This window comes from Shewanella sp. BJSY2023SW007, assembly GCF_047314525.1.
GTDB lineage: Bacteria > Pseudomonadota > Gammaproteobacteria > Enterobacterales > Shewanellaceae > Shewanella > Shewanella chilikensis.
This window is the reverse complement of record NZ_JBKORL010000024.1, coordinates 40,656-66,305: the sequence shown is the minus strand read 5'-3', so window position 1 is coordinate 66,305 and position 25,650 is coordinate 40,656. Positions and strand designations below refer to the sequence as shown.

At 54.1% G+C, this 25,650-nt stretch carries 22 protein-coding genes and 1 pseudogene; 21 read left to right on the top strand and 2 right to left on the bottom strand.

Annotated features, from left to right (window positions below):
- The first annotated feature begins 51 nt into the window (after nt 1-51).
- The 21 genes and pseudogenes from tssB (at nt 52) to ACMHXE_RS04565 (ending at nt 24,565) form a co-directional block, all read left to right on the top strand.
- Entirely contained in the window at nt 52-540 is a 489-nt protein-coding gene (tssB, locus tag ACMHXE_RS04665; protein ID WP_165564513.1) for a type VI secretion system contractile sheath small subunit, read from the top strand.
- Nucleotides 541-625: 85 nt separating this feature from the next.
- Entirely contained in the window at nt 626-2,101 is a 1,476-nt protein-coding gene (tssC, locus tag ACMHXE_RS04660; protein WP_071476943.1) for a type VI secretion system contractile sheath large subunit, read from the top strand.
- A gap of 5 nt (nt 2,102-2,106) precedes the next feature.
- Nucleotides 2,107-2,535, top strand: a complete 429-nt coding sequence (gene tssE, locus ACMHXE_RS04655; protein ID WP_101052557.1) for a type VI secretion system baseplate subunit TssE — start codon at nt 2,107-2,109, stop codon at nt 2,533-2,535.
- Nucleotides 2,536-2,537: 2 nt separating this feature from the next.
- On the top strand, nt 2,538-4,304 hold the full coding sequence (gene tssF, locus ACMHXE_RS04650) for a type VI secretion system baseplate subunit TssF (RefSeq protein ID WP_101052555.1): 1,767 nt from the start codon (nt 2,538-2,540) through the stop codon (nt 4,302-4,304).
- Nucleotides 4,268-5,278, top strand: coding sequence for a type VI secretion system baseplate subunit TssG (tssG, locus tag ACMHXE_RS04645; protein ID WP_101052553.1), 1,011 nt, complete (start codon nt 4,268-4,270; stop codon nt 5,276-5,278). Before tssF ends, tssG begins: the two co-directional genes overlap by 37 nt.
- A 15-nt stretch (nt 5,279-5,293) precedes the next feature.
- On the top strand, nt 5,294-6,622 hold the full coding sequence (gene tagH / locus ACMHXE_RS04640) for a type VI secretion system-associated FHA domain protein TagH (RefSeq protein WP_101052551.1): 1,329 nt from the start codon (nt 5,294-5,296) through the stop codon (nt 6,620-6,622).
- Nucleotides 6,622-7,152, top strand: a complete 531-nt coding sequence (gene tssJ / locus ACMHXE_RS04635) for a type VI secretion system lipoprotein TssJ (protein ID WP_025889986.1) — start codon at nt 6,622-6,624, stop codon at nt 7,150-7,152. Before tagH ends, tssJ begins: the two co-directional genes overlap by 1 nt.
- 2 nt (nt 7,153-7,154) lie before the next feature.
- Nucleotides 7,155-8,486: a type VI secretion system baseplate subunit TssK gene (gene tssK, locus ACMHXE_RS04630; protein ID WP_071237773.1), complete on the top strand. Its 1,332-nt coding sequence runs from the start codon at nt 7,155-7,157 to the stop codon at nt 8,484-8,486.
- Nucleotides 8,487-8,489: 3 nt separating this feature from the next.
- Nucleotides 8,490-9,281, top strand: coding sequence for a type IVB secretion system protein IcmH/DotU (gene icmH / locus ACMHXE_RS04625; protein WP_028781258.1), 792 nt, complete (start codon nt 8,490-8,492; stop codon nt 9,279-9,281).
- Nucleotides 9,282-9,291: 10 nt separating this feature from the next.
- Nucleotides 9,292-11,880, top strand: a complete 2,589-nt coding sequence (tssH, locus tag ACMHXE_RS04620) for a type VI secretion system ATPase TssH (protein ID WP_413731519.1) — start codon at nt 9,292-9,294, stop codon at nt 11,878-11,880.
- Between the two features lie 2 nt (nt 11,881-11,882).
- On the top strand, nt 11,883-13,436 hold the full coding sequence (locus tag ACMHXE_RS04615) for a sigma-54 interaction domain-containing protein (protein WP_129979888.1): 1,554 nt from the start codon (nt 11,883-11,885) through the stop codon (nt 13,434-13,436).
- Nucleotides 13,436-14,089, top strand: coding sequence for a type VI secretion system-associated protein VasI (gene vasI / locus ACMHXE_RS04610; protein ID WP_101052547.1), 654 nt, complete (start codon nt 13,436-13,438; stop codon nt 14,087-14,089). The genes ACMHXE_RS04615 and vasI overlap by 1 nt, the downstream gene beginning before the upstream one ends.
- A 3-nt stretch (nt 14,090-14,092) precedes the next feature.
- Nucleotides 14,093-15,493: a type VI secretion system protein TssA gene (gene tssA, locus ACMHXE_RS04605; RefSeq protein ID WP_413731517.1), complete on the top strand. Its 1,401-nt coding sequence runs from the start codon at nt 14,093-14,095 to the stop codon at nt 15,491-15,493.
- Between the two features lie 16 nt (nt 15,494-15,509).
- A complete protein-coding gene (tssM, locus tag ACMHXE_RS04600; RefSeq protein WP_413731515.1) occupies nt 15,510-19,070 on the top strand; it encodes a type VI secretion system membrane subunit TssM in 3,561 nt (1,186 codons plus the stop codon).
- Nucleotides 19,071-19,145: 75 nt separating this feature from the next.
- Nucleotides 19,146-20,420 carry a type VI secretion system ImpA family N-terminal domain-containing protein gene (locus ACMHXE_RS04595; protein WP_413731514.1) on the top strand — a complete coding sequence of 425 codons (1,275 nt, stop codon included), beginning with the start codon at nt 19,146-19,148 and terminating at the stop codon, nt 20,418-20,420.
- Nucleotides 20,421-20,638: 218 nt separating this feature from the next.
- A pseudogene (locus ACMHXE_RS04590) lies at nt 20,639-20,701 on the top strand (type VI secretion system tube protein Hcp); the annotation flags it as partial.
- Nucleotides 20,702-21,041: 340 nt separating this feature from the next.
- Nucleotides 21,042-21,554 (top strand): hypothetical protein, encoded by a 513-nt coding sequence (locus ACMHXE_RS04585; RefSeq protein WP_224867695.1) that lies wholly within the window; start codon nt 21,042-21,044, stop codon nt 21,552-21,554.
- Nucleotides 21,555-21,645: 91 nt separating this feature from the next.
- Nucleotides 21,646-22,233 (top strand): hypothetical protein, encoded by a 588-nt coding sequence (locus tag ACMHXE_RS04580; RefSeq protein ID WP_101052537.1) that lies wholly within the window; start codon nt 21,646-21,648, stop codon nt 22,231-22,233.
- Between the two features lie 3 nt (nt 22,234-22,236).
- Nucleotides 22,237-23,319 (top strand): rhomboid family intramembrane serine protease, encoded by a 1,083-nt coding sequence (locus ACMHXE_RS04575; protein ID WP_101052535.1) that lies wholly within the window; start codon nt 22,237-22,239, stop codon nt 23,317-23,319.
- A 254-nt stretch (nt 23,320-23,573) separates the two neighbouring features.
- The gene (locus ACMHXE_RS04570) at nt 23,574-23,909 is read left to right on the top strand and encodes a hypothetical protein (RefSeq protein WP_101052533.1); all 336 of its coding nucleotides are present in this window, start codon (nt 23,574-23,576) and stop codon (nt 23,907-23,909) included.
- 65 nt (nt 23,910-23,974) lie between these two features.
- Nucleotides 23,975-24,565 carry a CBS domain-containing protein gene (locus ACMHXE_RS04565; RefSeq protein ID WP_413731511.1) on the top strand — a complete coding sequence of 197 codons (591 nt, stop codon included), beginning with the start codon at nt 23,975-23,977 and terminating at the stop codon, nt 24,563-24,565.
- A gap of 63 nt (nt 24,566-24,628) precedes the next feature.
- Here the strand turns inward: ACMHXE_RS04565 and ACMHXE_RS04560 are convergent, their stop codons facing one another.
- On the bottom strand, nt 24,629-24,793 hold the full coding sequence (locus ACMHXE_RS04560) for a hypothetical protein (protein ID WP_157822651.1): 165 nt from the start codon (nt 24,791-24,793) through the stop codon (nt 24,629-24,631).
- 109 nt (nt 24,794-24,902) lie between these two features.
- Nucleotides 24,903-25,640 carry a DsbA family protein gene (locus ACMHXE_RS04555; RefSeq protein ID WP_224867691.1) on the bottom strand — a complete coding sequence of 246 codons (738 nt, stop codon included), beginning with the start codon at nt 25,638-25,640 and terminating at the stop codon, nt 24,903-24,905.
- Nucleotides 25,641-25,650 lie beyond the last annotated feature (10 nt).

Here is a 25,650-nt window from a genome sequence, read left to right as displayed (position 1 = left end):
CTTTTGAAATGGACTTACCAGTCGTAAAAGATCTTATATGGAGATAATCTCATGGCGAAAGATGGTTCAGTCGCTCCGAAGGAACGTATTAATATCAAATATGTCCCCTCTACTGGCGAGCAACAGGGTGAAATGGAACTTCCTCTTAAGTTGTTGGTTTTAGGTGACTATAAGGGTCATCCTGAAGACTCTCAATTGGAAGAGCGTAAGACGGTTCAAATTGATAAATCTAATTTTGAATCCGTTATGAAAGAAGCCAATCTGTCAATTTCTGCGACAGTTGACAATAAATTGACAGATGAAGATGGTGCTGAATTGTCTGTTGATCTTAAATTCGATTCCCTCAAAGATTTTTCACCTGATTCTATCGGTGATCAGGTTCCTGAAATTCAAAAGTTAATCGAGCTTCGTGAAGCTTTGGTTGCACTTAAGGGACCATTGGGGAATATTCCTGCTTTCAGGGCCAAGTTGCAGGAATTAATTGCAACGGAAGAGTCTAGAGAAAAGCTGCTGAGTGAATTGCAGCAGATGGAACAATAATTCAAGCCAATATAAGCCGTTATGGAGATAGGCTGTGGATTATGTCTCGGATATAGACACAAGTGTAATTGAGGAATCAAAATTCATGGATGTTCAAAATCAAACATCAGGCGCTTCCCAAAGTGCCAATGCAACTCTGCTCGATCAGATAATGGCACAAACCCGGATGGCGCCTGTAGATGAAGGCTATGATATTGCTCGCCGTGGTGTTGCTGCTTTCATCGGTAACATTCTGGAGACAGACAACACTGCCGAGCCGGTCAACAAGGCTCTGGTCGATAAGATGTTGGTTGAGCTGGACAAGAAGATCAGCCAGCAGATGGATGCCATTCTGCACAATGAAAAGGTGCAGCAGATAGAATCAGCCTGGCGCAGCCTCAAGCTGTTGGTCGACAGAACCGATTTCCGTGAGAATATCAAAATTGAATTGCTGCACGTCACCAAAGACGAGCTGCTGGATGATTTTGAATTTTCACCGGAAACTGCTCAGTCCGGTCTGTACAAGCATGTTTATTCTGCCGGTTACGGCCAATTCGGTGGTGAGCCTGTCGGCGCTATCGTCGGTAACTATGCCTTTACCCCTTCGACTCAGGATATGAAGCTGCTGCAGTACGTTGGTGCTGTTGGGGCCATGGCTCATGCGCCATTCCTGTCTTCAGTTGCGCCTGAATTCTTCGGTGTCGACTCGTTTGAAGAACTGCCGAATCTCAAGGATCTCAAGTCTACTTTCGAAAGCCCCAAGTACAGCAAGTGGCGTGGGCTGCGTGAGTCTGAAGATGCGCGCTACATAGGCCTGACGGCGCCTCGCTTCCTGCTGCGTGTGCCTTATGACCCAATCGATAACCCGGTTCGCAGTTTTAACTATCGCGAAAATGTCAGCGCCAGCCACGAAGATTACCTCTGGGGTAATACAGCGTTTGCGCTGGCTACCCGTTTGACCGAGAGCTTCGCCAAGTATCGCTGGTGTCCTAACATCATTGGCCCACAGAGTGGTGGTGCGGTGGAAGATCTGCCGGTACACGTGTTTGAATCCATGGGCGCTTTGCAGTCCAAGATCCCGACCGAAGTCTTGATCACCGACCGTAAGGAATTTGAACTGGCCGATGAAGGCTTTATCAGCCTGACCATGCGTAAGGGCAGTGATAATGCGGCCTTCTTCTCTGCCAACTCGATTCAAAAGCCCAAGGTGTTCCCCAACACCAAGGAAGGCAAGGAAGCCGAGACCAACTACAAGTTGGGTACCCAGATCCCTTACATGATGATCATCAACCGCCTGGCACACTACATCAAGGTGTTGCAGCGTGAGCAGATAGGTTCCTGGAAAGAGCGTCAGGATCTGGAGCGCGAGCTGAACAACTGGATCAAACAGTATGTCGCCGATCAGGAAAACCCACCGGCAGATGTTCGTAGCCGTCGTCCTTTGCGTGCCGCCAAGGTTGAGGTGATGAATGTTCAGGGCGATCCCGGTTGGTATCAGGTTTCCATGGCTGTGCGTCCGCACTTCAAGTACATGGGTGCCAACTTTGAACTGTCGCTGGTAGGACGTTTGGATCAGGAGTAATCACGTTGTTGAACGATGATTTCTCCGGAACTTTTGGTGTTGGCTTCTTTGAACGCTTGGGAGCCGAACGCCAAAGTGGATATGGCGACAGCAGCTTGGATGCTGTCGTCGATTCCATCAAACGTAATGTTTCACATATTCTCAATACCCGCATTGGAGAAAGCCAGAGCTGTCCTGAACTGGGACTGTTCGATTTCAATGATGCCAGTTCCGCCAGTGTGGATCTTGGCCTGAGGATGCGTAACGGAATCAAGGCTTGCCTGAGTCGCTTTGAACCCAGGCTGACAGATATTGATGTCAGCGTGTTGTTCGATGAGGGCAATCCGATGAACCTCAGGTTCCACATCTATGGCAGCATCAAAGTGGCTTCCAACAAGGATAAGTTGAAGATCGATTTGTTATTGGATAACAGTCGCAGATACAGAGTGGTTTAGCAGTGTCTCAGGATAAATACTTCAGGGATGAACTTGCTTTCTTGAGAGAGCAGGGGCGGGAATTTTCGGATATCCATCCGCAGTTGGCGCGTTATCTTCACGGTAACCACACTGATCCCGATATCGAGCGTTTGCTCGAGGGCTTTGCTTTTCTGACCGGTCGACTCAGGGAAAAGATTGACGATGAATTCCCCGAGTTTACTCACTCGATGATCAGCATGCTGTGGCCCAACTATCTCAGGCCGATTCCCAGTCATACCATCATGCGCTTCTATCCGCATGAGAAGGGGATCACCCACAGGCAGGAGATTGCGGCCGGTTGTATGCTGGACAGTCATCCGGTCGAAGGGCAGATCTGTCACTTTCGTACCTGTCGTCCTGTTGATGTTTATCCGGTGCAAATCCGTCATATAGATGCTTCCCATTCCCGGGAAGCCTCTATTATTCAATTGGATTTTGATAACAGCAGCGACCTTTCCCTGCTTGAAATGGGGCTGGAAAGCCTCAGGTTTTATCTGGGAGGCCAAAGCTACAGTGCCCAGATGCTGTATCTTTGGTTGAATCATTATCTGGACTCTATCGAAATTGTCGGCGCCCATGGCAGCTATCGTTTGCCGCGCAGCAGCTTTGCGTCAGTAGGATTTGAGGCCGGCAGCGGTATCTTGCCCTATCCGAAAAACGTCTACGAAGGCTACCGCATTCTGCAGGAGTACCTGACATTCCCCGAGGCGTTTCATTTCTTCGATATCAAGGGAATCGCCAAGTGTATCCCCGAATATCTCAAGGGTGACTTCAGCCTCAAACTCACTTTTTCCAAGACGTTGCCTGCCGACGTGCATGTGCGTCAGGATACTTTCCTGCTCTACTGTGTTCCGGCTATTAACCTATTTGAGCACGACGCCGATCCTATCGATCTCAACGGCAAGCGGGTCGAATACCCGATTGTACCCTCCAGTCGCCATCCAGCTCACTTTGAAATTTTCAGTGTCGACAAGGTGCAGGGATGGCTGGACTCCAATGAGGGCAGAATGCGCGGCCAGCAGCGAGTCTATTCGCCGTTTGAGAGCTTCCAACATGAAGTGGAGCGCGCCCGTAATCGCACCGCGCTGTATTACCGGATGCGGGTGCGCGACAGCATGCGCAACGACGGCCTGGATCATTGCCTCTCGTTTGTGCGCAGCGATGAAACCCAGTGCCTGGAGATGACAGAAGCCGTGTCGGTGACACTGACCTGCTCCAACCGGCAACTGCCGACCAAGTTGGGCAAGGGCGACATCTGCGTCGCCACAGATACATCGCCAAGCTTTGCTCGTTTCAGCAATATCACCGAGCCCAGCCACCCTTTGCGGCCTGTGCTCGATGGCAGTTTGTTGTGGACCCTGATCTCCAACTTGTCGCTCAACTATCTGTCACTGCTGTCCCGTGATGCCATCTGTTCCATCATCCGCGCCTATGACTTCAAGGCGTTGGTCGACAGACAAGCCGAGCGGGTCACCCGGATGCGACTCGACGGCATCAGCAGTATTCAGTCTGGGCCGACCGAAAGAATTGTCAGGGGATTGCCGGTTCGCGGCCTCAAGACAGAACTGGTGCTCGACCAACAGTATTTCGGCTCCGAGGGCGACCTTTATCTGTTCGGCACTGTGCTGAACCACTTTTTTGCCCTCTACGCCAGCATCAACTCGTTTCATGAGTTGGTGGTTATCAATGCTCACAACAAGGAAAGGTACACATGGGATATCCAGAGCGGTCAACAACCGCTGATATAACCTTTCCGGAGCCGGGGGGCAGCAGGCTGCCACAGGACTACCGTGAGTACAGCTTTTTCCAGTTGGTGGAGTTATTGCACCAACTGGAAGGCAGAGATCCGGAAGATGCCCAGTGGGAACTGGCCGGTGAGTTGCAGTTCAGCGCCAATCCAAGCCTTGGATTTGCGCCGGCGGATATCTCCATGCTTGAGTCTCTGGGGGATGGGCGCCTGCGGCTGGAGACTTGTTTTCTCGGTCTCAATGGTGCCCAGTCGCCGCTGCCCAGTTACCTGCTGGATATGCTGCTCGAAGATGAAGACGGCATTCGGCGCAACTTTCTGGATTTCTTTAATAACAGATTGATTTCCTTGTTTTATCGCCTGTGGCGCAAATACCGCTACTACGTGCGTTTTCAGGACGATGCCAGCGACAGCTTTTCAGCCCAGGTTTACGCCCTGGTGGGGCTGGCCAACGAGGATATTCGCGGCGACACGCCGATCAACTGGTGCAAGATGCTGGCCTACGCCGGCATGCTCGCCGGTCGCAGCCGCTCGCCCCAGGCGGTTGCCGGTATAGTGGCGCACTGTTTTGACCTGCCCCAGGTGAGTATTCGCCAATGGCAACTGCGACAGGTGGAGATCCCCGAGTTCCAGCGTTGCCGTTTGGGGATGGCCAATTCCAGGCTGGGGGAAGACACAATGCTTGGAGAGCGGGTCGGCGATCTTTGCGGCAAGTTTGTGCTCTGTATGGAAGATCTGTCACCAGAGCGTTTTCGCGATTTTCTGCCCTCCGGGCGGGAGTTCCAGCCACTTTGTAAGGTGATGGAAGTGATCCTGCGGGAACAGATGGCCTACGACCTTGAGCTGACGCTCAGGGAAGATGAAGCCCCGCTGCTGCAACTGGGGGAAGAAAAGGGCGGCCAATTGGGATGGTCCTCTTTCCTCGGCAAGGGCGATAGCACGCGTAAGAGCGTATTGATTCAAATCAGGCAATAAAGGGAGGTTGGCCTCTTGAGTAATTTGATTGCGTTGAATGTGGTGAACTCCCAGCTGTTGGAGTCAGGCCTGGTGCCCCACACGAGAATGAACAAGGACGGTGGCCTGATAGGCGCCGGCCCAGGTTGCGAATGGGTGCTCAGGGACAGGGAGCGCACCATAGGCGACTACTTCTGTCGCATCCTCTGGTTGGACGGTCATTTCTGTATTGAAGATCTCTCTGGCCGGGTGTTTCTCAACGGCTCCACAGTGGAGCTTGGGCGGGATCGCAAGGCCAGGCTGAATGAGAACGATCATATCGCCATTGGCCCCTACAAAGTGCGGGTGACGCTGCTGGGCAGCGAGCAGGCCGATGACCCGGTAACCGGCCAGCTTTCTGAATGGTTCAAGTCTGAGAACGGTTCACTTATTCAGGCGGAAACCGCCGAAGAAGAGGAAGAAACCGATGCCAGCCTGGATGACCCTTTACTGGCACTGGACAGGCAACAGCAGGCCGCGGTCAAAAGCGTTGAATTTGACCAGGAATCTGTGACCAAAGAGCAGGAAAACGCCGAATCCCTGCTGGCCAAGGAACTCTACTGGCAAGGCAAGAATTTTACCGCCCAGGCCGATACGGACTTCGATACCGGTTCGGCTATTCATCTGAACAAACGAGCGAAAATGGACAATATTATGGACGAGAATGCACTGGACTTACTGGAATCTGAAGTCAAAAACGGCCTGGGCAATGATTGGCCCGCCGATGAAGGCACCCATATAGCCACCGGCCCTATGCTGCGCGGCTTAGGAGTACAGCTGGGTGATATGAACGACACAGGCACCCAGCAGGCACTGGCCATTGAAATGGGCGCTGCTTTGCAGGCCGCCATTAAAGGCCTGCTGTCACTGCATCAGGACGCGCAAAGCAGCCGTTATGATCTTATCAACAAGAACCTGCAGCCCATCGAAGATAACCCGCTGCGTCTGGGACTGGATTATCAGGAAACCGTCCGCACCCTGTTTGATGACAACAAGAGCCCGGTGCATCTGTCTCCGGCGGCCGCCATCAGCGAGAGCCTGAATTCCATTGAGCACCACAATGAAGCGGTACAGCATGCCATCACAGAGGCGCTCAACTACATCCTCAAGTCTTTCTCACCCGACACCCTGCTGAGGCGCTTCAGCCAATACCGCAAGGTGAGCGAGTCGGCGCTCAACCCAGGTGATAACTGGGCCTGGGAAATGTATGAGAACTACTACCAGGAGCTGACGTCATCCCGTCAACAGGGCTTCCGTAAACTCTTCTGGGAAGTGTTTGAACAGGCCTATGACAAGAAACTCAGGGAACTGCAAAGGGAATTCTGATGGGACTGATAAGGCTGGGTTTAATCGGGCTTTGTTTGCTTCAGCTGGCCGCTTGCAGCTCGGCATGGAATGCCACCAAGAAAACGGCGCAAGTACTGTGGGACCCTTCCATTCCAGTGGGAGAGGCCAAAGACCTGCCGACACAACTGACCTACAGCATGTATGCGCTCGATAAGGTCAACCCCAATGCGGCCGGCGATGCCACGCCGCTGGAGCTGGTGGTGTACGAGCTGGAAGATGACTCCAAGTTTCTGGCCGCCGACTTTGACTCGCTCAAGGCGGATTACAAAGAGGCGCTCGGCTCCAATTATATCGACCACAGTGACTACACCCTGCTGCCGGGACAGTTCAAGTTTATCGACCATTTCGCTGTCGATGAGGACACCAGATACATAGGCATCATGGCGCATTTCAGTGATCCCGAGGTCGCCCAATGGAAGAAGGTCGTCAAGATCAAACCCATGGGCCGTGAATATCACCTGCTGATGTTTTTCAGTGAGCAGGACATAGTACTGGATAAAGTGGAATAACAATGTCTTCAAGAAACAGAGTGATATGGAGTGAAGGGCTGTTTATCAAGCCTCAGCACTTCCAACAGCAGCAGCGTTATCAGGAATACCTCACTGACGCCAGGCTCAATGCGGTCAGCGGTTACCTCTATGGGATCACCGAGCTTGAACTCAACCCCGAGTATCTCAGCTTTGGTCGCATTGCGATTCAGCGTGCCCGTGGCGTAATGCCGGACGGCACTGTGTTCAACATCCCTCAGGAGGATGTATTGCCGGACGCACTGGAAGTGGCCGACAGCTCACTGGCCAACCAGATTGTTTACCTGGCGCTGTCGCTGCGCAGTGATTCAATTACCGAAGTGGCCCAGGACGAGCAGGGCGCCGGACGTTATCTCAATCGGCGTCACGAGGTGCGGGACATTCACACCCATCAGGGCGACTTTACCGCCATTGATGTCAGCCCGGTCAGGCTCAGATTGATGCTGGAGAAGGAAGATCGCAGCGCCTACAGCTCGCTGGCCATCGCCCGCATTCTGGAAAAGCGTCCCGACGGCAGTGTGGTGCTGGATCCCAACTTTATTCCCTGTCACTACAATGTCAGCGCCGTGCCGATTTTGCACCGTTTCCTCGGCGAGATGGCCGGTCTGATGCGCGAGCGGGCACGCAATATCGCCCAGCGCCTGGGCTCACCGAGCCAGGGCGGGGTGGCAGATGTGGCCGATTTCATGTTACTGCAATCTCTCAACCGCATGCAGCCTGTGTTGCAGCACCAGTCACTGTCGCGGACCCTGCATCCGGAAACCCTGTATCAGGCTCTGGTCAGTGTTTGCGGTGAGCTGTTCACCTTTACCGATGATAGCCGCATGGCACCGGCGTTTGCCGCCTATGACCACGATATGCCGGTAGCGGCCTTCACTCAGGTAATGTCGACTCTGCGTCAGTCTCTCAGCATAGTGCTCGAGCCCAAGGCGGTATCGCTGCAGCTGCACAAACGCAAGTATGGCCTCATGGTGGCGCCGGTGCAGGATCCGGATCTGTTGAAACAGGCTGACTTCATTCTGGCGGTGCGCGCCAGAATGCCGCTGGACGAACTCAAGAAACTGTTTATCCAGCAGACCAAGATCGCCTCGGTGGAGAAGATCCGCGAGCTCATTTCGCTGCAGCTGCCGGGTGTGCCTCTGTCTCCGCTGCCAGTGGCCCCAAGGCAGTTGCCTTACCACGCGGGTTACACCTACTTCCAGCTGGAGCGTTCCAGCCGGGCCTGGGAGATGCTGGTGAATTCCAGCGGTTTTGCCTTCCACGTGGCGGGGGACTTCCCGGAACTCGAACTGCAATTCTGGGCTATCAGGAGCTAAGAAATGGATATCAAAGCAGAAAAACAGCCTATATCGCCTGAGCAGGTCGAAGAGCTGCTCTATGACGAAGCGCAGAACATGAATGCCGATAAAGAGTATTGGTTTCAACTACGAGGTGACAGCCTCAATGCACTTATCGATGCGGCATCCCCTCTTATCGGCATGGTGTTGCGGGTACGCAAGCTGGCCATCTTGGATGATGTGGAAAAGCTCTATCACAACACTGTGGATGACATCATGGCCATCGAGGCCGAGCTCACCGAGGCGGGCTATGATCGCGCCGAAGTGCTGGCCTATCGCTATGTGCTTTGTTCCTTTATCGATGAAGCCGTGATGAATACTCCCTGGGGCGCCGACAGTGCCTGGGCCGAACATTCACTGCTGACCCGTTTTCACAATGAAACCTGGGGCGGTGAGAAGGTGTTTGGCATCCTGCAGCGTCTGGAAACCGAACCGAGCAAATATCGGGAACTGCTGGAGTTTATCTACCTGTGTTTCTGCCTTGGTTTCGAAGGGCGCTACAAGGTGGTGGCCAACGGCCGTGAGGAGTTCGACAAGATAGTCAACCGCCTCTATGAAACCCTGCGCCACCTCCGGGAAGAAGAACCGGAACTGCTGACCGGGGCCACAGAGCATGTGGTCAACACCCGTTATCGCCTTGGGCGTCAGATGCCTATTTGGACAGTCTTTGCCGGTTTCGGCCTGATGCTGACCATAGTCTTTCTGTTTTATTCCCTGTCCCTGGCGAACAAGTCCTCGGGCGTGCTCAAGCAACTGTATCAGATCCTGAATTGAGGAAGCTGTGATGATCCGAATTGAACTCACTACCTTGATCGGCAAGCTCAATGCCGTGACCAAACTCGCCATGGAAGAGGCGGCATCACTCTGTATTGCCCGTCAGAACCCTGAAGTGACCTTTATGCACCTGCTGACTTGTCTGCTGGACAATCCGCTGGGTGATGTGCGTCTGCTGCTCAAGGCCGCCGAAGTCGATGCCGAGCAGGTAAGGCAAATTGCCGGTGAAACCCTGCCAAGGGAAGAGAGCCTGGAAACCTATCCGGCATTTTCACCGCTGCTGGTCGAGCTGCTGCAGGATGCCTGGCTGCTTTCAAGCACTGAACTTGGCCAGACGGAACTGAGATCCGGCGCCATCTTCGCCGCCGCACTGATGCAGGCCGAGCGTTACCTGCCAAGGGATCTCGCCACTCTGCTTGGCAGTATCAATCGCGAAACCCTGAGACGGGAATTCACTACCCTGACCCAGGCTTCATCCGAATCGCAAACGGTCAAGGCCGAGCGCGGCGCGCCGGTACTGAATGAGGCCCAATCGTCGCTGGCCAAATACACCAGCAACTTTACCGAGTTGGCCCGCAAAGGCGAGCTGGATCCTGTATTGTGCCGGGATGATGAGATCAACCTGATGATCGACATCTTGAGCCGCCGCCGTAAGAACAACCCGATAGTGGTTGGTGATGCCGGTGTGGGCAAGAGTGCCGTGGTGGAAGGTTTGGCGCTGCGTATTTGTGACGGCCGGGTGCCGGATGCGCTCAAGGGGGTGCAGCTGTTGTCGCTGGATCTTGGTCTGTTGCAGGCAGGCGCCGCGGTCAAGGGCGAGTTTGAAAAGCGCCTGAAGTCGATTATTGAAGAGGTCAAACAGTCGGCCGAACCCATCATACTCTTTATCGATGAAGCCCATACCATGATAGGCGCCGGTAATCAGGAAGGCGGCGGTGATGCGGCCAACCTGCTCAAACCGGCTCTGGCCCGCGGTGAGCTGCGTACCATAGGCGCCACCACCTGGAAAGAGTACAAGAAGTATTTCGAGAAAGACCCGGCGCTGAGCCGCCGTTTCCAACTGGTGAAACTCGATGAGCCCAGTGTTGAGCAGGCGGTGAATATTCTCCGTGGCCTGCATGGGGTCTACGAGTCTTCCCACAATGTATTGATCCAGGACTGCGCCCTGCGCTCGGCGGCTTATCTGTCGGCGCGCTATATCTCCGGCCGTCAGTTGCCCGATAAGGCCATCGATGTGCTGGATACCGCCTGTGCCCGTATCGCCATTAACCTCAGCAGTACGCCCAAGCGTTTGGCGGCATTGGATAACTTGCGCCATCAGCGCCATATGGAAACCGAACTGCTGGAGCGCCAGAAAAAACTCGGTCATCCGGTTGATGAAGAGCGCCTGAATCATCTGCACCAGGCCCAGGAAGAAGCCGACAATGAGTATGCCGAGCTGGAATCCCTGTGGCAGCAGCAACAGGCCGGAGTCACTCAGGTGGTGGCCCTGAGACGCGCCATTCTTGATTGTGACGATGAAGCAGAGCTCGAAGGGCTGCGGCTGGAGCTGCAACAGGCCGAAGAATCACTCGAAGCCATCAGTGGCGATCAACGCCTTATTTACCCTCAGGTGGATGAGGCCCAGATAGCGGCAGTCATCTCCGACTGGACCGGCGTGCCGGTATCTCAAATGAGTGGTGATGAGCTGCACAAGATAACCCATCTGCCTGAGCTCTTGGGGCATAGACTCAAAGGGCAGGATGTGGCCATTGCCCGCCTGCACAAGAATATGCTCACCGCCCGGGCAGACCTGCGCCGCGCCGGACGTCCCAAGGGCGCCTTCCTGCTGGTGGGCCCAAGTGGCGTCGGCAAGACAGAAACCGTAGTGCAGATTGCCGAGCAGCTGTACGGCGGCAAGCAATTCCTGACCACTATCAATATGTCCGAATATCAGGAGAAACACACTGTCTCCAGGCTGATAGGCTCGCCTCCCGGGTATGTCGGTTTCGGTGAGGGCGGTATTCTGACCGAGTCCATCCGCAAGATGCCTTACTCCATAGTGCTGCTCGATGAGGTGGAAAAGGCGCATCCGGATGTGCTGAACCTCTTTTATCAGGCGTTCGACAAGGGCGAATTGGCCGATGGCGAAGGCCGGTTGATTGACTGCCAGAATGTGCTGTTTTTCCTGACCTCCAACCTGGGCTATCAGACGATAGTGGACTACAGCGCCCAGCCAGAGCTGCTGGACGACAAGCTTTACCCTGAGCTGGCGGCCTTCTTCAAGCCTGCGCTGCTGGCGCGAATGGAGATAGTGCCTTATCTGCCGCTGGGTGAAGAGGTGCTCAAGGAGATCATTCACTACAAGCTGGCGTCGCTGGAGCAGCGTTTGCTGGAGCGTTACAAGGCCAAGGTGCATTGTGACGAGGCTCTGGTAGATGAAATCATGCGCCGCGCGACCCGCAGTGAAAACGGCGCCCGGATGCTGGAAGCCATCATAGACGGCCAGGTACTGCCGCCCTTATCGCTGTCGCTGCTCAACAAGCTGGCGGCCAAAGAGGAGGTCAGTGAGATCCATCTGGGCTGCCGCGACGGTGAGTTCTTCGGAGAGGCGCGATAGTGGTGACTGAGCAGTGGTTGGAACAGGCGGCAAAATTGCTGGAATGCCAGCAGTTTGATGGGCTGTTGCAGCAGTTTCTCGATACTTTGGCATTGGAGTTGGGGCTGGATAACCATCTGTTTCTGGCGCCGGGCTTCGATGGTCGGGAACTCAAGCCACTGTCCTGCCTTGGCCTGTGTGAAGGGATCTCATTGCAGGCGCTTTGTTTGGCGGTTACCGACTTTCGTCATCCGTTTGCCCATGTGTTGCAGACAGGCGAAGCCATGCTGCTGAACAAGGCCCGGCTCGCCTACTGGCAGGAGCACAGCGGCTTTGTCAGCCTGTGCGATCGGGTCGGCAAGGAGCAGGCACTGCTGCTTTTCCCGCTGAGCCATGAGGGCCATGTGCGGGCTATCCTCTGTCTGCGTCTGGCTGAGCAACAGGGTAGTGGTTTGCTTGTCCGTCAGGACTGGCAGCAATATGCCGCCGTGTTTATGCGCCACTGGCAGTTGCTGGATAAGTTGTTGCGGCAAAATTCAGATCAGTCTCAGCTGTCGAGTTCGCTCGATGAACTGCGTCGCCAGCAGCAACAACATGATGCCATGCAACAACTTGGCAAGAACCTGGTGGGCGACAGCCAGGCCATGAGTCAGCTCAGGCAGGAGATAGTGCGCGGCGCGGCCTCGCAGTTGTCTGTGTTGGTGCAGGGCGAAACGGGTACGGGGAAAGAGCTGGTGGCCCGGGCGATACACGACTTTTCCGAGCGCAGCGGCAAACCTTTTGTGGCGATCAACTGCGCTGCAATACCGGAAAACCTGCTGGAGTCCGAGCTGTTCGGTTACGCCAAGGGGGCCTTTTCCGGTGCCGACAAGGATAAGCAGGGGCTGATAGCCCAGGCGCACCAGGGCACGCTGTTTTTAGATGAAATCGGTGATATGCCTTTGAATCTGCAGTCCAAGTTACTGCGGGTACTGGAAACAGGGCACTACCGGGCACTGGGAGGCAACAAGGAGATCTACGCCGATTTTCGCTTGGTGGCCGCTACCCATGTGAACCTCAAGGAGCAGATCCACAGTGGCGAGTTCCGTCGCGATCTCTTCTACCGCTTGTGCCAGTTTCCACTGCAGGTACCGGCGCTCAGGGAGCGGCTCGAGGATATCCCCGATTTGGCGGCGCACTTTATTGCACTGTTCAATCAGAGTCAGCAGCGACAGATCCCCGGCATCCGCTTCAGTGCCCTCAATCGGCTGAAGAACCACGGCTACCCGGGCAATGTCCGCGAGCTGCGCAATATGCTGGATTATGCCTGCGCCCTCACAGCCGACGGTGTCGAGATAGATACTGCGTCTTTGCCGGCGACGGATTCGGAAATGCCCAAGCCGCAATTGCCTACCGAAGAGGGGCAGGAGTTTGAGGCCATTTCCGATCTCAGGCTGGCGGTAGCTCAGTTTGAGCGGGCGGTGATCAGCGCCAGATTGAAGGCCTGCAACGGTGACAGAGCCAAGGCGGCTGTCAGTCTGGGAATGCCGAAACGCACCTTTTCCCACAAATGCCAGAAGTTGGAGATTAACGAATAATGTCAAGGATTCAAGGCGTTATATTTTTATGCCTGTGGGGGATGGCCGCTTCGGCTCAGGCCTCGGACGACACAGTGGCCAAGGTAGAGGCTTGTACCCAAATCCCTTCCAGACTGGAGCGACTGGCTTGTTTCGATGAGCTGTTCAACACTCCGGTGGCGACCGTGGTGCCGCAGCAAACCGCTGACAGCAGCCCTTATCCCGAGGCGTTTCAGGTCGCCATGGCATCCGAGAAAAATCGTCAACAGGGCATGGCCTTTATTGCAGGGCATCAAGCGGATGCCGTAGAAGATCTCTGGTTGACCGCGCCCGCCATAGGCGCCTTGCCACCACGTCCGGTACTTATGCTCAGCTGCATCGACGATATCAGCCGGGTCGAGCTGATGTTGCCCACGGCGCTGGAAGATGGCTGGGCTCAGGTAGGGCTGCAGATCAACGGCATTGAGCAGCAGTCGCAGCGCTGGCTCAGTGATGATACCGGCTATATCTTCCGCACCGGCCGCGGCCTGCCGGCCATTCAGGTGATGAAAGCCCTGATCCGCGGCGACGATGTGCGCCTGCGTTCGGCCAACAAGGCGATAGACGGCTTACAGTTTGATACCCGAGAACTTGGCAGTGCGCTCAAGCCACTGCGTCAATCTTGCAGGTGGTGATAGATGGATCTGAATCAATACCTGGATAAAGTCAGTCGCCCCATCAGTGAGGCCAATCCCATAGGAGAGCGTCTCAGCGATGATGTGCTGTTTGACTATGTGGAAGGCCAGATGATGAAGGTGGGGTCGCTTTCGCATTCCGAAGTGCAATGGCACGAGGTGGAGAGTGCGGCCTTAAAGTTGCTGGAAACCAAGAGCAAGGATTTAAAACTGCTTACCTATTTGCTGCAATGCCTGCAGCATCAGTGCAGTTTGGAGCGTTTCTCCTGTTCGCTGGCACTGCTGGAGCGTTTTATGGCCTCCTTCTGGGAGACTTGCCATCCGGCGCCGGGCCCCAGAGGCGTGTTGCCCAGGCGCAAGTTTTTCGCCCAAGTAGTGCAGCGAACCCTGAAAGCAGCCGAAGGGCTGGATACCGATTTTTGCGATCCCGACACCAAGTCGGTATTGCTGCAGTCTCTCAAGGCTCTGTGTGATACTGCGGCCGCCAAAGAGTTGCCTGTGGATGAACTGCAGGCCCTGGAGGCCAAGCTCAAGCGCCGTTTCAGCAGTGAGCCTGCCAACAAGCCCAAACCCGCGCAGGAATCCAGCGCCGGTGAAAGCCGCAGTAGCAGTGAAAGCAGGGATATGCCTAGGCTGGAGATAGACAACAGCAGTGACAAGGCGACCAAGCAAGCTCTGCTCAAGGTGGCAGACTTTATCGCCGAAAATCCGGCGGGCATGGCGCTTGGCCTCAGGCTCAGACGCTTTGCCATCTGGTTCAGTGTGACCTCGGCGCCGGAAAATGCCAATGCCAAGGGCGAAACCAGCCTGATGCCGATCTCTGCCGACAGAGTGGCCGAGTATCGCAGCCAGTTGGCCAAGAGTCCGGATCTGGCGCTGCTCAGACGCATAGAGCAGAGCCTTAGCCTGAGTCCTTTCTGGATTGACGGTCACTGTCTTAGTGCCCAATTGGCACAGACCTTGGGGCAGCCGGCCTGGGCTCAGGCGATTCTGGAGGAGACGGCAGCCTTTGTTGAACGTCTGCCTGCGCTTTTGGATATGTCGTTCAAAGGCGGCGTGCCTTTTGTTTCCAAAGAAACCCGCAGTTGGCTCAACGGCAGCGAACAGCAGGGTTCAGGCTCGGCCGAAGGCAACAGTTACGAGCAGGAAATTTGGGAACTGGCCGCCAGTGGCGGGTTGTCGCTGGCATTTGCGGCGCTCAACGAAAAACTGCACAAGGCCACTGAGCCGAGGGACAAGTTCTATCTGCGGCTGCTGGGGGCCGACTTGAAAGACAAACATCAGTTAGGGGCTATGGCAGAGGTGGAGTACCAAGTGCTGCTTGGCCAGGCCACGGACACCAGTCTGGCGGATTGGGAGCCGGGTCTGATGTCTCGTTTACAACAAAAAGTCAATCTGAGTTAGGTACAGGGAAATGTATATGTGGTCGATGATCAAATCCTTTTTGAGGAAACTGTTGCCGGAACTGAAGTCGGCGCTGCCCATTTTGCTGGTGGCTATCTTCGTTCTGGTCAATGTGGCGATTTGGTGGGCGGGCCCCTGGCTGGAGCTGGACGGTGAGAAACCGTTGGCATCGACAACGGCCCGAATTATAGCCAGCACCATCTTCTCCCTGTCCTGCTTTACTATTTGGGGTTGGGTGCAGTGGCGTCGTCTGCTGCGTATCGGCGCCTTGAAGGTCAGGGAGCAGCAGCTCAAGGAAGACCCGGTGAAGATCCTGGTGGAACGCCAGGAGCAGGAACTCAACGAGGTGATGGTGGGCATGAAAGAAAGCCTCAACACCCGTAACTACCTGTACGCCTTGCCTTGGTTCCTGGTGCTTGGGGTGGAAAACGCCGGTAAGACCAGCCTGATTAACCGCTCCGGGCAGAAGTTTGTTTTCTCTTCCGTTATGCGTGCCTCGGGCAAGAAGTCTGAAAACCCTTTCTCTTTTGACTGGTGGATAGGTGACGATGCCGTACTGATTGACCCGGACGGTGAGCTGTTGACCCAGAAGCCTTCGGTAACCAGCCCGGATGGCGAGACAGAGCGCCGCCTGTGGTTGCACTTTGTCGAGTGGCTGGAGCGCACCCGCAGTCGCCGCCCCCTGAACGGCGTGGTGTTGGCGCTGGATATGGCCAGCCTGGTCAGCGATCCTGTGGCCGAACGCAAGGCCTACGCCCACTTGTTGCGTGCCAGATTGCGCGAGCTGATGGAAACCCTGTCAACTCGTCTGCCCGTGTATATCACCCTGACCAAACTGGATCTGTTGCTGGGATTTGAGCCCTTCTTCCGCCATTTCACCCAGGCGCAGCGGGATGAGATCCTAGGTTTCACCTTCTCCCTGAACTCGGTCAACGATCTCGACAGCTGGCTCAATGAGTTCGATCAGGATTGGCAAGGCTTTATTCAGCGCATCAATGCCGGCCTGCCAAGGGCGCTGCTGCAGTGCCGCGACAAGGAAGAACGCTCGGCCATCTACAGCTTCTCACGCCAGATTGCCGGTGCCCACAAGGTGCTGCGTGAGTTTTTCGTCGATGCGTTGGCAAGCGATCAGTTCTCGACCTCGGCACTGGTGCGCGGGGTTTATATGACCTCTGTTTACCAGCAAGGGGTACCGACAGATGCCTATGTGGATGGCGCTTCCCGCCGTTATGGCCTGAGTGAGTCGGTCAACAGTGCCCAGCGCAGTGAAAACTCTACTCCCTATTTCACCCGTTCGCTTTTTACCCGCATCATATATCCGGAAGCGGGTCTGGCTTCGGACAACTTCAAGGTGGCCAAGCAAAAACGCCGCATCATGGCGCTGTCCTTTGTGGCCTGCTCCATCGCCTCTGTGCTCTTGATTGGCAGCTGGCACAGATACTACCTGCTCAACAGCGCTCAGGCCGATGCCGTGCTGAGTAAGGTGAATGAATACAACGAGCTTATCGATAACACCAATTTCGATCCGCTGGCTCGCAATGTGATCCCGCCACTGAACACCATTCGGGCGGCTACCCTGGAGTTTGGTTTCTTCCGTGACAAGCCGAGGTTAATCTCAGATCTCGGCCTCTACCAGGGTCACACCATAGGACCCAAGGTGGAAGAGACCTATCTGAACCTGCTGTCCTATCGTTATCTGCCGATACTGCTCCGGCAAGTGGCACGGGATCTGGCCGATGCGCCAGAAGGCAGTGATGAAAAGCTGGCGGTATTGCGGGTATTCAGAATGCTGGCCGACAAGAGTGGCCGCCGCGACAGCTTTGTTCGCGAATACTTTGCCGATGTTTGGCAGAAGGCCTATGAAGGCAATCGTGAGCTGCAGACCCAACTGATGGAGCATCTGGATTATGCCTTGTTGCATACAGACTTGCAGCATGCACGGCTGGAGTCCAATCCGGACGCCGAGACTGTGCTCAAGCCATTCGATACCATGGTGGCCCAGGCCCAGAATGAGCTGAGCTTGCTGCCGATAGAACAACGGGTATACAGATACCTCAAGTCCTCTTCCGTATCTCAGTTGGGGGCACCGCTGGATCTGCGTTTGACCGTTGGCCCGGCCAATGAATTGGTGTTTGACTCCCAGATAGCGGCGCAGGATCCTGAGATCTTCAAGATCCCGAAAATACTCACCAAACAAGGTTTTGAGCGCTTCTTTATCCCGAGATCTGATTCAGTCGCCGAACTGGCGTTGATTGACAGCTGGGTACTCGGCCAGGCTCACAGCACAGACTTCAGCGATGCCGACAAGACGGCGCTGCGCAGCAAGATAGTGGCTCAATATCTGGCCGACTATAATGCCAGCTGGCGCCGGGCGCTGAATGGTTTTGAACTGAAGAATTTCGAAGACATCAACCAGGCGGTATTGGTACTGGATAACGTAGCCATGAGCAACAAGCCGCTATCGCGCCTGCTGGAAACGCTGGGCAGCAATACCCAGCTGTTTCCGGATATGCCGGAAGATGAGCAGGCCCGTCAGGCGCTGCTCAAATCGCCTCAGTATCGTATCGCCTCGACCATAGACGGTGACTTTGTTGAACTGAACCAGATGCTCAAGTCCCAGGACGGTAAGCCGGCTTATCTGGATGAAGTGATGCAAGCCGTGGTGCGCCTGCATGCCTATCTGCGCGGGATCCAAAACGCCCCGGATGTGGGCAAGGCGGCACTGAAGGCGGCTCAGGAAAGGCTCAAGCTCAACGACGCCGACCCTGTTTACGCGCTGGAACGTATTTCCGATGGCCTGCCCAAGCCGCTGGACTCCATGGTGTCCAAGTTGGCCAAGGAGAGCTGGAAGGTGGTGTTGCAGAGTGCTATCAAGCATCTTGAGGTGCGTTGGTATAACGAAGTGTATATGGAGTTCCAGCAGGATCTGGCATCCCGTTATCCCTTCAATCCCAAGGCCACTAAACAGGTGTCGATTGCCGATTTTGAACGTTTCTTCGGCCCGCAAGGCACACTGAATACCTTCTATGATCAGCAGATGCGGATGTTCCTGGAAGAAAACATGGATCAGCTCAACCAGCTGGCAGGCAGTGAAACCGGCCTGATCCGTAAAGAGGTCTTGCAGGCGATAGAGCAGGCGAAACAGATCCAGACCGCCTTCTTCAACCTCAAGGGCAACCTGGACGTACAGTTCACCCTGGAGCCACTGCAGATGAGCCCCAACAAGCGTCGTAGTGTCATCAACGTCGATGGCCAGTATGTGGAATACACCCATGGCCCACGTCGCGCCATCGAATTGGTATGGCCCAACACCTTGCGGGAAACGGCCGAGAGTAAGCTGACCCTGGTGCCAAGCGAAGTGAATATGTCACCGCGTTCCTTGAGCTACGAAGGCCCATGGGCATTCTTCAGGCTGCTCGACAGCGCCAGGATCACCGGCTCCAGCTCGACCAGTGTGGATTACCGGTTCAATGTGGATAAGGGCGATATCTCCTATCGGATCCACACGGCAGACAACAGTAATCCCTTTACCTCAAATCTGCTCAGCAACTATCAGTTGCCTAAAACACTCTACTGAGCCGCCGGGCTTCCACAGCGTGGAAGCCCAATTCCCCTGTGGGACTCAACTTAATGGAATTTGAGGTGTACCAAGTTGATACAGCAAACAACAGTGAATGCCGGATGGTTCAGAATGACCGCAGCACCGGCTCAGCTTCGGGAAGATAACCGCTATCAGCAGATGCGTAGCGAGATCAACCGACGCCAATCTCCCTTCAGTGGTGGGACGGATTGGGAAAAGGTCTATGATCTTGCCGCCACTCTGGCGATGACAGATGGGGTGGATCTATTGGCGGCCAGCTACTTTTCGGTAGCTGCGGCCAAGATCCGCGGTATTGCCGGTTTGGCATCCGGGCTGGAGTTACTGTTAACCGTGTTGGCGCACTCGAAAGAGATGGGCACTATCAGCCCGGAAAAGTGCGCCGAAATACTGAACTGGGCCATAGGTAAGTTGTTGCCGGAGCTCAAGGATATGCAGGCTACTGAAGGCAATATCCGTGAGTGGTATCGTTGTGAATATGCCTGTCAGCAGCTGTTTGAGCTGATGCAGGCGCGTCAACCCAAGCAGATGCCAAACCTGGATGCGCTCGGCTTTCAAATCTTCGACAAGATTGATGGCGTTAAACAACCGGCCAAGCGACCCGCTGTTGCCACAAGTGCTCAGCAGCAGGCTAATTCCAAGGGGCTGAGTTGGCCGCTGGGACTAATCCTCTTGTTGCTGGCATTGACGGCGGGACACTTTGCCGAACCTTTGGGGCTGGTCATAGGGCAGAAGTTCTGGCCGGAGCGATTTGCGCCCAAGCCACCCGAGCAGGTGACCCAGTTGCCGACTGAAACGGCATTGCCGCTGTGGCAGAAGATAGATCAGCTATTTGGCGCCGCACCTTTGGCCAACGATGAGCCATATGTTTATCCCGAGCAGGTAGATTATCTGTTGGAGCTGGACAAGTATTTCCAGCGTTTTGCCGCCAGTCGCACCCGAGCGGCCAACTTAAGCAAAGAGTTACAGCAATGGCAGGGGCTTGATGCCAACAAACTCAGTGCGCTGCAGCGTCAGTCACGGGATATGGCCGAGTATGCCAGCAGCCTGTCCCCCGTGTTGGCCAGAGCCTACTTCATCGATGAGCTGCTCAAGCAACAGCAAAATGAGCGGGCAGCTCAGGAGCTGACACTGCTGGACAGGCAACTGAAATCCCTGCTGATCAAGCGCACTTTGTTGGCCCAGAGTTTGGGGCTCACTCAGGCTTCTGGCGTTACAAATGACCCGGCAGTCCAAACCGCCTCAGGTTCAGATAAGGCGCCAATGGCGGCGGGCTCAGATAGGGCTAATGTCCAAGAAGCGGCCGACGTTCAAGATGTTGTTATGTAATACAAGAATTCACCCGGTTGGCCCTTGTATTCGCTCTTGAGCTCTGGCCTTTGGCGGCTTTTGGCAACTCTTTTGGGCCACTCAATTTGGGCAAAAACTGGCCTGGAGAGAGGAGGTGGGTTTGGATGTTTTTGTAAAACAGTATGTTACGATTTGGCATGCTTCTGGCGTTGGGTGATGGGGTTTTATCACTCATTCAACAGTAAAAGGAACTAACCATGCCAACACCATGTTATATCTCTATCGAAGGTCAAACCCAGGGCAACATCACCGCAGGCGCCTCAGGGCGACTCATTGCTTCCTTACGACAAGCCCAAACATCCGCCGCACCCTCGTACCATTGCCACGGGTTCGGGCAGTGTTTTTATCTATGGTAAACCCGCTGCCTGAATCGGCGATGTAGTTGACTGCAGTGGTAATCTGGTGGGCGTGGTAATGTGAATATCGGTTGAGAACAGAGAGGTAAAAAAGGCCCTTGGGGCTGGTTCGTTCCATTGCCCTTCTGTATGATGTCGGCCTTAAAAAACCATTCAGTTTCATAGAGGTATTGAAATGGAAGTCAATCAAGAACCAAGTCAGCGTCGGGGTGCAAAAAAAATCAGATTCGATAATCAGGAGTTGGTGAAAACCAGCTTTTGGGTCAGCCAGATTTTTATGATTATCGCTACGGTTGCCGGGGTTTATTTGGCAGCGCAGGAAGGTCTGTCACAGGCGATTAAGTTTGATAGCCTGACCAATATGCAAAACAATTATCATCTGCAGCATTCTCTCTATGAGGAGCTGAAAGACAATGTCGCGGTGATGACTGCGTACACTGAGCTTATTGAGAAAGAAAAACCCTATAATATTAAAGAATATCATCCGGTTATGGCTGACTTTATCTGGGAAAATATGAAGTACTCGGCCTATACCTTGGAAACCCCAAGCGATATTCTCTCAGGCGCCCGCCGTTTTTATATGGGGTCTGCTGATATTGTCGGCAAGATTGAACGTAAGTTCTATGGCCCCAGCTTTGGTTCCAAACAGCTGCGAACCCTGATTGAAGAGGTGGAAACCCACACCTTACCCAAGTTGGAACAGAGTTATAAGAAGATGGCCGATGAGCTAAAGCGCGCCGGGATCGACGTTAACTGACAACTCAGGTTGTTACTTGGGAATTGGCCGACGGATAACCAGGTTTTTCTGACTCACAATGACAGGTTAAATACCATCATTGGGAGTTGCTATGGAAAGGAAATCTGAGCCGGTATCAAACGGTCGTAAAATTCATTTTGACAATAGTGAGCTGGTGAAAACCAGCTTCTGGGTGAGTCAGCTGTTGATGGTGCTGGCAACGGTTTTGGGGGTTTATCTGGCTGCGCAGCAGGGGCTGTCACAGGCGATTAAGTTTGACTCTCTGGTTAATACCCAGAATAACTATCATCTGCAGCGTGCCTTGTATGATGAAGTGCGGGATAACTTGCATGAACTGGAAGCCTATATGGCGGACATAGATAAACAGAGACCACTGGACTTGAGGTCATTGCATCCCCAGCTCAGTGATTTTGTTTGGCAAAACATGTATTACTCGGCCAATGCGCTGGAAACACCGGCTGAGATCCTGACCGCTATCCGCAGGTTCAGAATTGAATCTGCCCAGCTGATTGAAAAAATGGAAAAGCAAGAGTTGAGTCGTGGTGTCGGTACAACCAGGTTAAGAGCCTTGGTAGGGAAGATTTCGGCCGACACTTTGCCTAAGCTGCAACTGAATTTTCAGCGTATGGAGCTTGAGTTGCAGCGTAGTGGCATGGATGTGAATATCACAGAGGAATAATCCATGAGTTTAAAATGTCCCGGATGTTACAGCGAATCGATGCGCACCTTCGAACTTTATGGTGAGCAGGTGGACAGCTGTAATCACTGTGAAGGTATCTGGTTTGATAATGGCGAGCTTAATGGCGCGCTGTCAACAGCCGATAATGGCAATGATCATGTACGTATTGAAGAGTCGCTCGGGCCTCATCTTGGGCTTTCCAAGCGGCACTGCATGCACTGTGAAGAACAGATGCACAGATACCATCTGATGGATGGCTATCAGATAGAGCTGGATGTCTGCCACAGTTGCAATGGCGTCTGGGTCGATAAAGACGAAAGGAATAAAGTGGTGCAGTCCCCAAGGTTGCAGGGGCTGTTGGCGGAGTTGAATGGCAAGATCAGTGTCAAAACCTGGCTGTTTCAGTTTCTGTCGCAAATGCCGGTGGAGTTCAATCTCAAAACCCGCTCACAACCTGCAATCACCTACCTGCTGCTGGCACTCAATATCATGATCTTTGCCGCTTATGGCACAGACTTGGACATAGCTGATACCGTGTTTGCCAACTTTGCCCTGCGGGCCGATGAGGTGTTGCACGGCAGCCATGTATGGACCCTGTTCAGCCATATGTTCCTTCACGGTGATTTGATCCACCTGGCGGGCAATATGTATTTCCTCTATGTGGTTGGCGACAATCTGGAAGACGCCTTGGGACGCATGAGGTTCCTCGGGCTTTATCTGCTTTGTGGCCTGGCGGCTGCGGCGGTGCAGATTATTGCCGATCCCGGCTCCAATATCCCCATGGTGGGTGCCAGTGGCGCCATTGCCGGCCTGTTCGGTATGTATCTATTGTGGTTCCGTCATGCCAGCCTGACCTTTATGTTTGTTGTCTACCAGAAGAAGCTGTCGCCTATGGCTTTCTTTGCCATCTGGCTGGTATTCAACCTGGTTGGTTTGATGATGGCCGGTGAAGGCGTGGCTTACTGGGCTCATATCGGTGGCTTTGTTATGGGACTTATCCTTGGGGTTGGCCTCAAATCCAGAGTGATGCAGCAAAATCCCTTGCTGGCGATGCTTAATGAGCCAGAGGTGAAGATCCGTCGCTGAGTTTCAGTTAGGTTCGTAGGTAAGGTGCGAATAAGTCCTCGTGGCACTCTCTTATGTAGAGAGTGGCTTGCACAGCAATTAGCGTTCAAGGCATCCGACTGAAGGCATGCCGGGGCCTGTCGAAGTCGGCCTTCTTCAATAAACCCCGGTCAGTTCTCTGAGCGGGGTTTATTTTATGCCTCTGAAAAATATTGCGCTTTTTTCCAAGGCAGTGTTATTGTCGACAAATGGGTGTTTTGAGATCTGGATCACAGATGAGCCGAATCGAGAGGTGGTTTGCGTTATTGCTGGTCAGTATTTTGCTGACGGGCACTCTTGCAGCTATCCCCAAGGCCCATTCTCAGCAGGTTTCTCTGGTACCGGTTTCAGCCTCAATACCTCTGGCGGTGCAGGGAGATAGTTCCCAAGGCCTGTTCCTCAAGACGCTGATAGATTCTCAGGAGCCGACGCTTCCGAAACAGAAATCTACTCATCTGGCGCCTTCGGCCGAGTTGGTATTGCGTCTGCCTTCGCTGGCGTCACTGCAGTCCCATGCACTGCATGTATTTCCTCAGGCACAGACCCGCGCACCGCCATTTGCCCTCATTTGAAAACCGTCTTTCGGGTTCGCACTAATGCGAAGCCCGGCAACCCAGTTTCCAAGTGAGGTAATAACATGAAAACACTTCATCCTTTTGCGATTGCCAGCAACGACAGGCTGCAAGCCTCTGCTTTAGCCAATCAACTCAACCCTTATGACAATGCCTTAGAGGCCATGATGGACTTCAGCCACAGTGCGCGTATGGTAATCAGTGCCGATATGCCGGCGCCTGATGCCTCAGCCCTGATGCAGAGTGAACACAGCGCATTGCACTTTGTCATTAATGCACGTCATGAGATGCTGGGCATTATCACCCAGGAATTGTTGGCGCCGGACAATCTGCTCAAGCTTGTCGACAAGGCCCATCAACCTTCCTCCTGGACGGTATTTGATTTGATGCTGCCAAGAGAGCAACTGCAGGCACTGGCCTATGATGAGGTTGCCAACGCCAGTGTCGCCGATGTGCTGCAGAGCCTGCGTCACAGCCGCGATAACTATTTTGCTGTGGTCGATACCCAGACCCATCAGATCCGCGGATTGTTGAGCCTGGCCGATATCAGCCATCGTTTGAATGTCGGCCAGTTGAGGGAAGACAAGGGCGGCAATCTGCTGAATATTCTGTGGCAGATAAACACCAGTCATGGCCTGGTTCAGCAGATAGCCTGATTTCGGCCCTGTTGCCAATAATGTGTTTGATAGAGGTCCGGCAGCCTCGGCGCGCCGGGCCTATTATTGCAGTTCCCACCACTCCCAGCTTTCCAGCTGATAGGTTTCGGCCAGTTCCAGCGCCTTGGCATGAGCTGCTTTTGCCCCAAGGCTGTCGCCTTCAGCCGCCAGTGCCAGGCTCAGTTGTTGCTGCCAATCGGCCTGGGTTGCGCCCACTCTTGAGGTCATCAGCAAGAGTTCCTTGGCCTAATGCGGTTCACAATAAGTGAACGGCATTAGGCCCAGAGTGGCCTTTAACTTGTTGGCGAATATAGTGTTTTGTCTATGGTGTCTGATTTCAGCAGCGGCGTCTGCTGACGGCGGCGACACCGGCAAAGGCCAGGAACAACCAACCCAGGCTGCCTCCTTCATCTTGCTTGGCATCTTTTTCGGTAGCCAGGAAATTGATCAGATCGGTCAGCTCACCCAGAGTGCGAATTTCTCCCAGGTTAACCAGATATTTGTCGTTTACCACGAAGCTTGGCACGCTCTGGATGGCAAATTCATTCTGCTGCTTACGCCACAGGGCGATGACATCATTGATTTTCTTGCTGTCGGCCAAGGCATCATACTGGCTGATATCGACGCCGTTGGCGGCGAACAATTGTTTGATATCGTCGCGGCTATTGATAGCAGAGGTGTGCTTGTGTCCAGGGGCGGAATGGTCATGACCATGGGCTCCTTCCTCGCCCTGAATGGCGGCAAACATAGGATGAACCAGCTTATCAGTCGCGCCCAGTTCCTGCATGATGGCCAGAGACTTCATCACCTCAGTGCCCAGATCGCTGTTCATAAAGTCGACATGCTTGCTGTCAAAGCTGACTTCTTTATTGAGACCGGCCTTGATGTCCGGCAGATACTGGGTTTCCATGCTGAAGCAGTTGTGACAGTAGAAAGAGTAGAACTCGGTGAGTTTGGGTTCTTCACTGCCTTTCTTGGCTATCTGGGTATAGTGTTTACCTTCGATAAAGTCGGCGGCGTTGGCGGCCAGCGGGATCAGGGTAAGTGCCATTGCGGCAACCAGTGGCTTGAGCAAAATAATCTCC

Excerpts from the sequence above, each read along its gene's own strand:
- tssK (WP_071237773.1), top strand. The coding sequence starts at position 7,155 with ATGTCTTCAAGAAACAGAGTGATATGGAGTGAAGGGCTGTTTATCAAG.
- tssH (WP_413731519.1), top strand. The coding sequence starts at position 9,292 with ATGATCCGAATTGAACTCACTACCTTGATCGGCAAGCTCAATGCCGTG.
- tssG (WP_101052553.1), top strand. The coding sequence starts at position 4,268 with ATGGGATATCCAGAGCGGTCAACAACCGCTGATATAACCTTTCCGGAG.
- tssM (WP_413731515.1), top strand. The coding sequence starts at position 15,510 with ATGTGGTCGATGATCAAATCCTTTTTGAGGAAACTGTTGCCGGAACTG.
- ACMHXE_RS04580 (WP_101052537.1), top strand. The coding sequence starts at position 21,646 with ATGGAAAGGAAATCTGAGCCGGTATCAAACGGTCGTAAAATTCATTTT.
- tssB (WP_165564513.1), top strand. The coding sequence starts at position 52 with ATGGCGAAAGATGGTTCAGTCGCTCCGAAGGAACGTATTAATATCAAA.
- ACMHXE_RS04570 (WP_101052533.1), top strand. The coding sequence starts at position 23,574 with ATGAGCCGAATCGAGAGGTGGTTTGCGTTATTGCTGGTCAGTATTTTG.
- ACMHXE_RS04565 (WP_413731511.1), top strand. The coding sequence starts at position 23,975 with ATGAAAACACTTCATCCTTTTGCGATTGCCAGCAACGACAGGCTGCAA.
- tssJ (WP_025889986.1), top strand. The coding sequence starts at position 6,622 with ATGGGACTGATAAGGCTGGGTTTAATCGGGCTTTGTTTGCTTCAGCTG.
- tssC (WP_071476943.1), top strand. The coding sequence starts at position 626 with ATGGATGTTCAAAATCAAACATCAGGCGCTTCCCAAAGTGCCAATGCA.
- vasI (WP_101052547.1), top strand. The coding sequence starts at position 13,436 with ATGTCAAGGATTCAAGGCGTTATATTTTTATGCCTGTGGGGGATGGCC.
- tssA (WP_413731517.1), top strand. The coding sequence starts at position 14,093 with ATGGATCTGAATCAATACCTGGATAAAGTCAGTCGCCCCATCAGTGAG.
- ACMHXE_RS04575 (WP_101052535.1), top strand. The coding sequence starts at position 22,237 with ATGAGTTTAAAATGTCCCGGATGTTACAGCGAATCGATGCGCACCTTC.
- icmH (WP_028781258.1), top strand. The coding sequence starts at position 8,490 with ATGGATATCAAAGCAGAAAAACAGCCTATATCGCCTGAGCAGGTCGAA.
- ACMHXE_RS04560 (WP_157822651.1), bottom strand. The coding sequence starts at position 24,793 with ATGACCTCAAGAGTGGGCGCAACCCAGGCCGATTGGCAGCAACAACTG.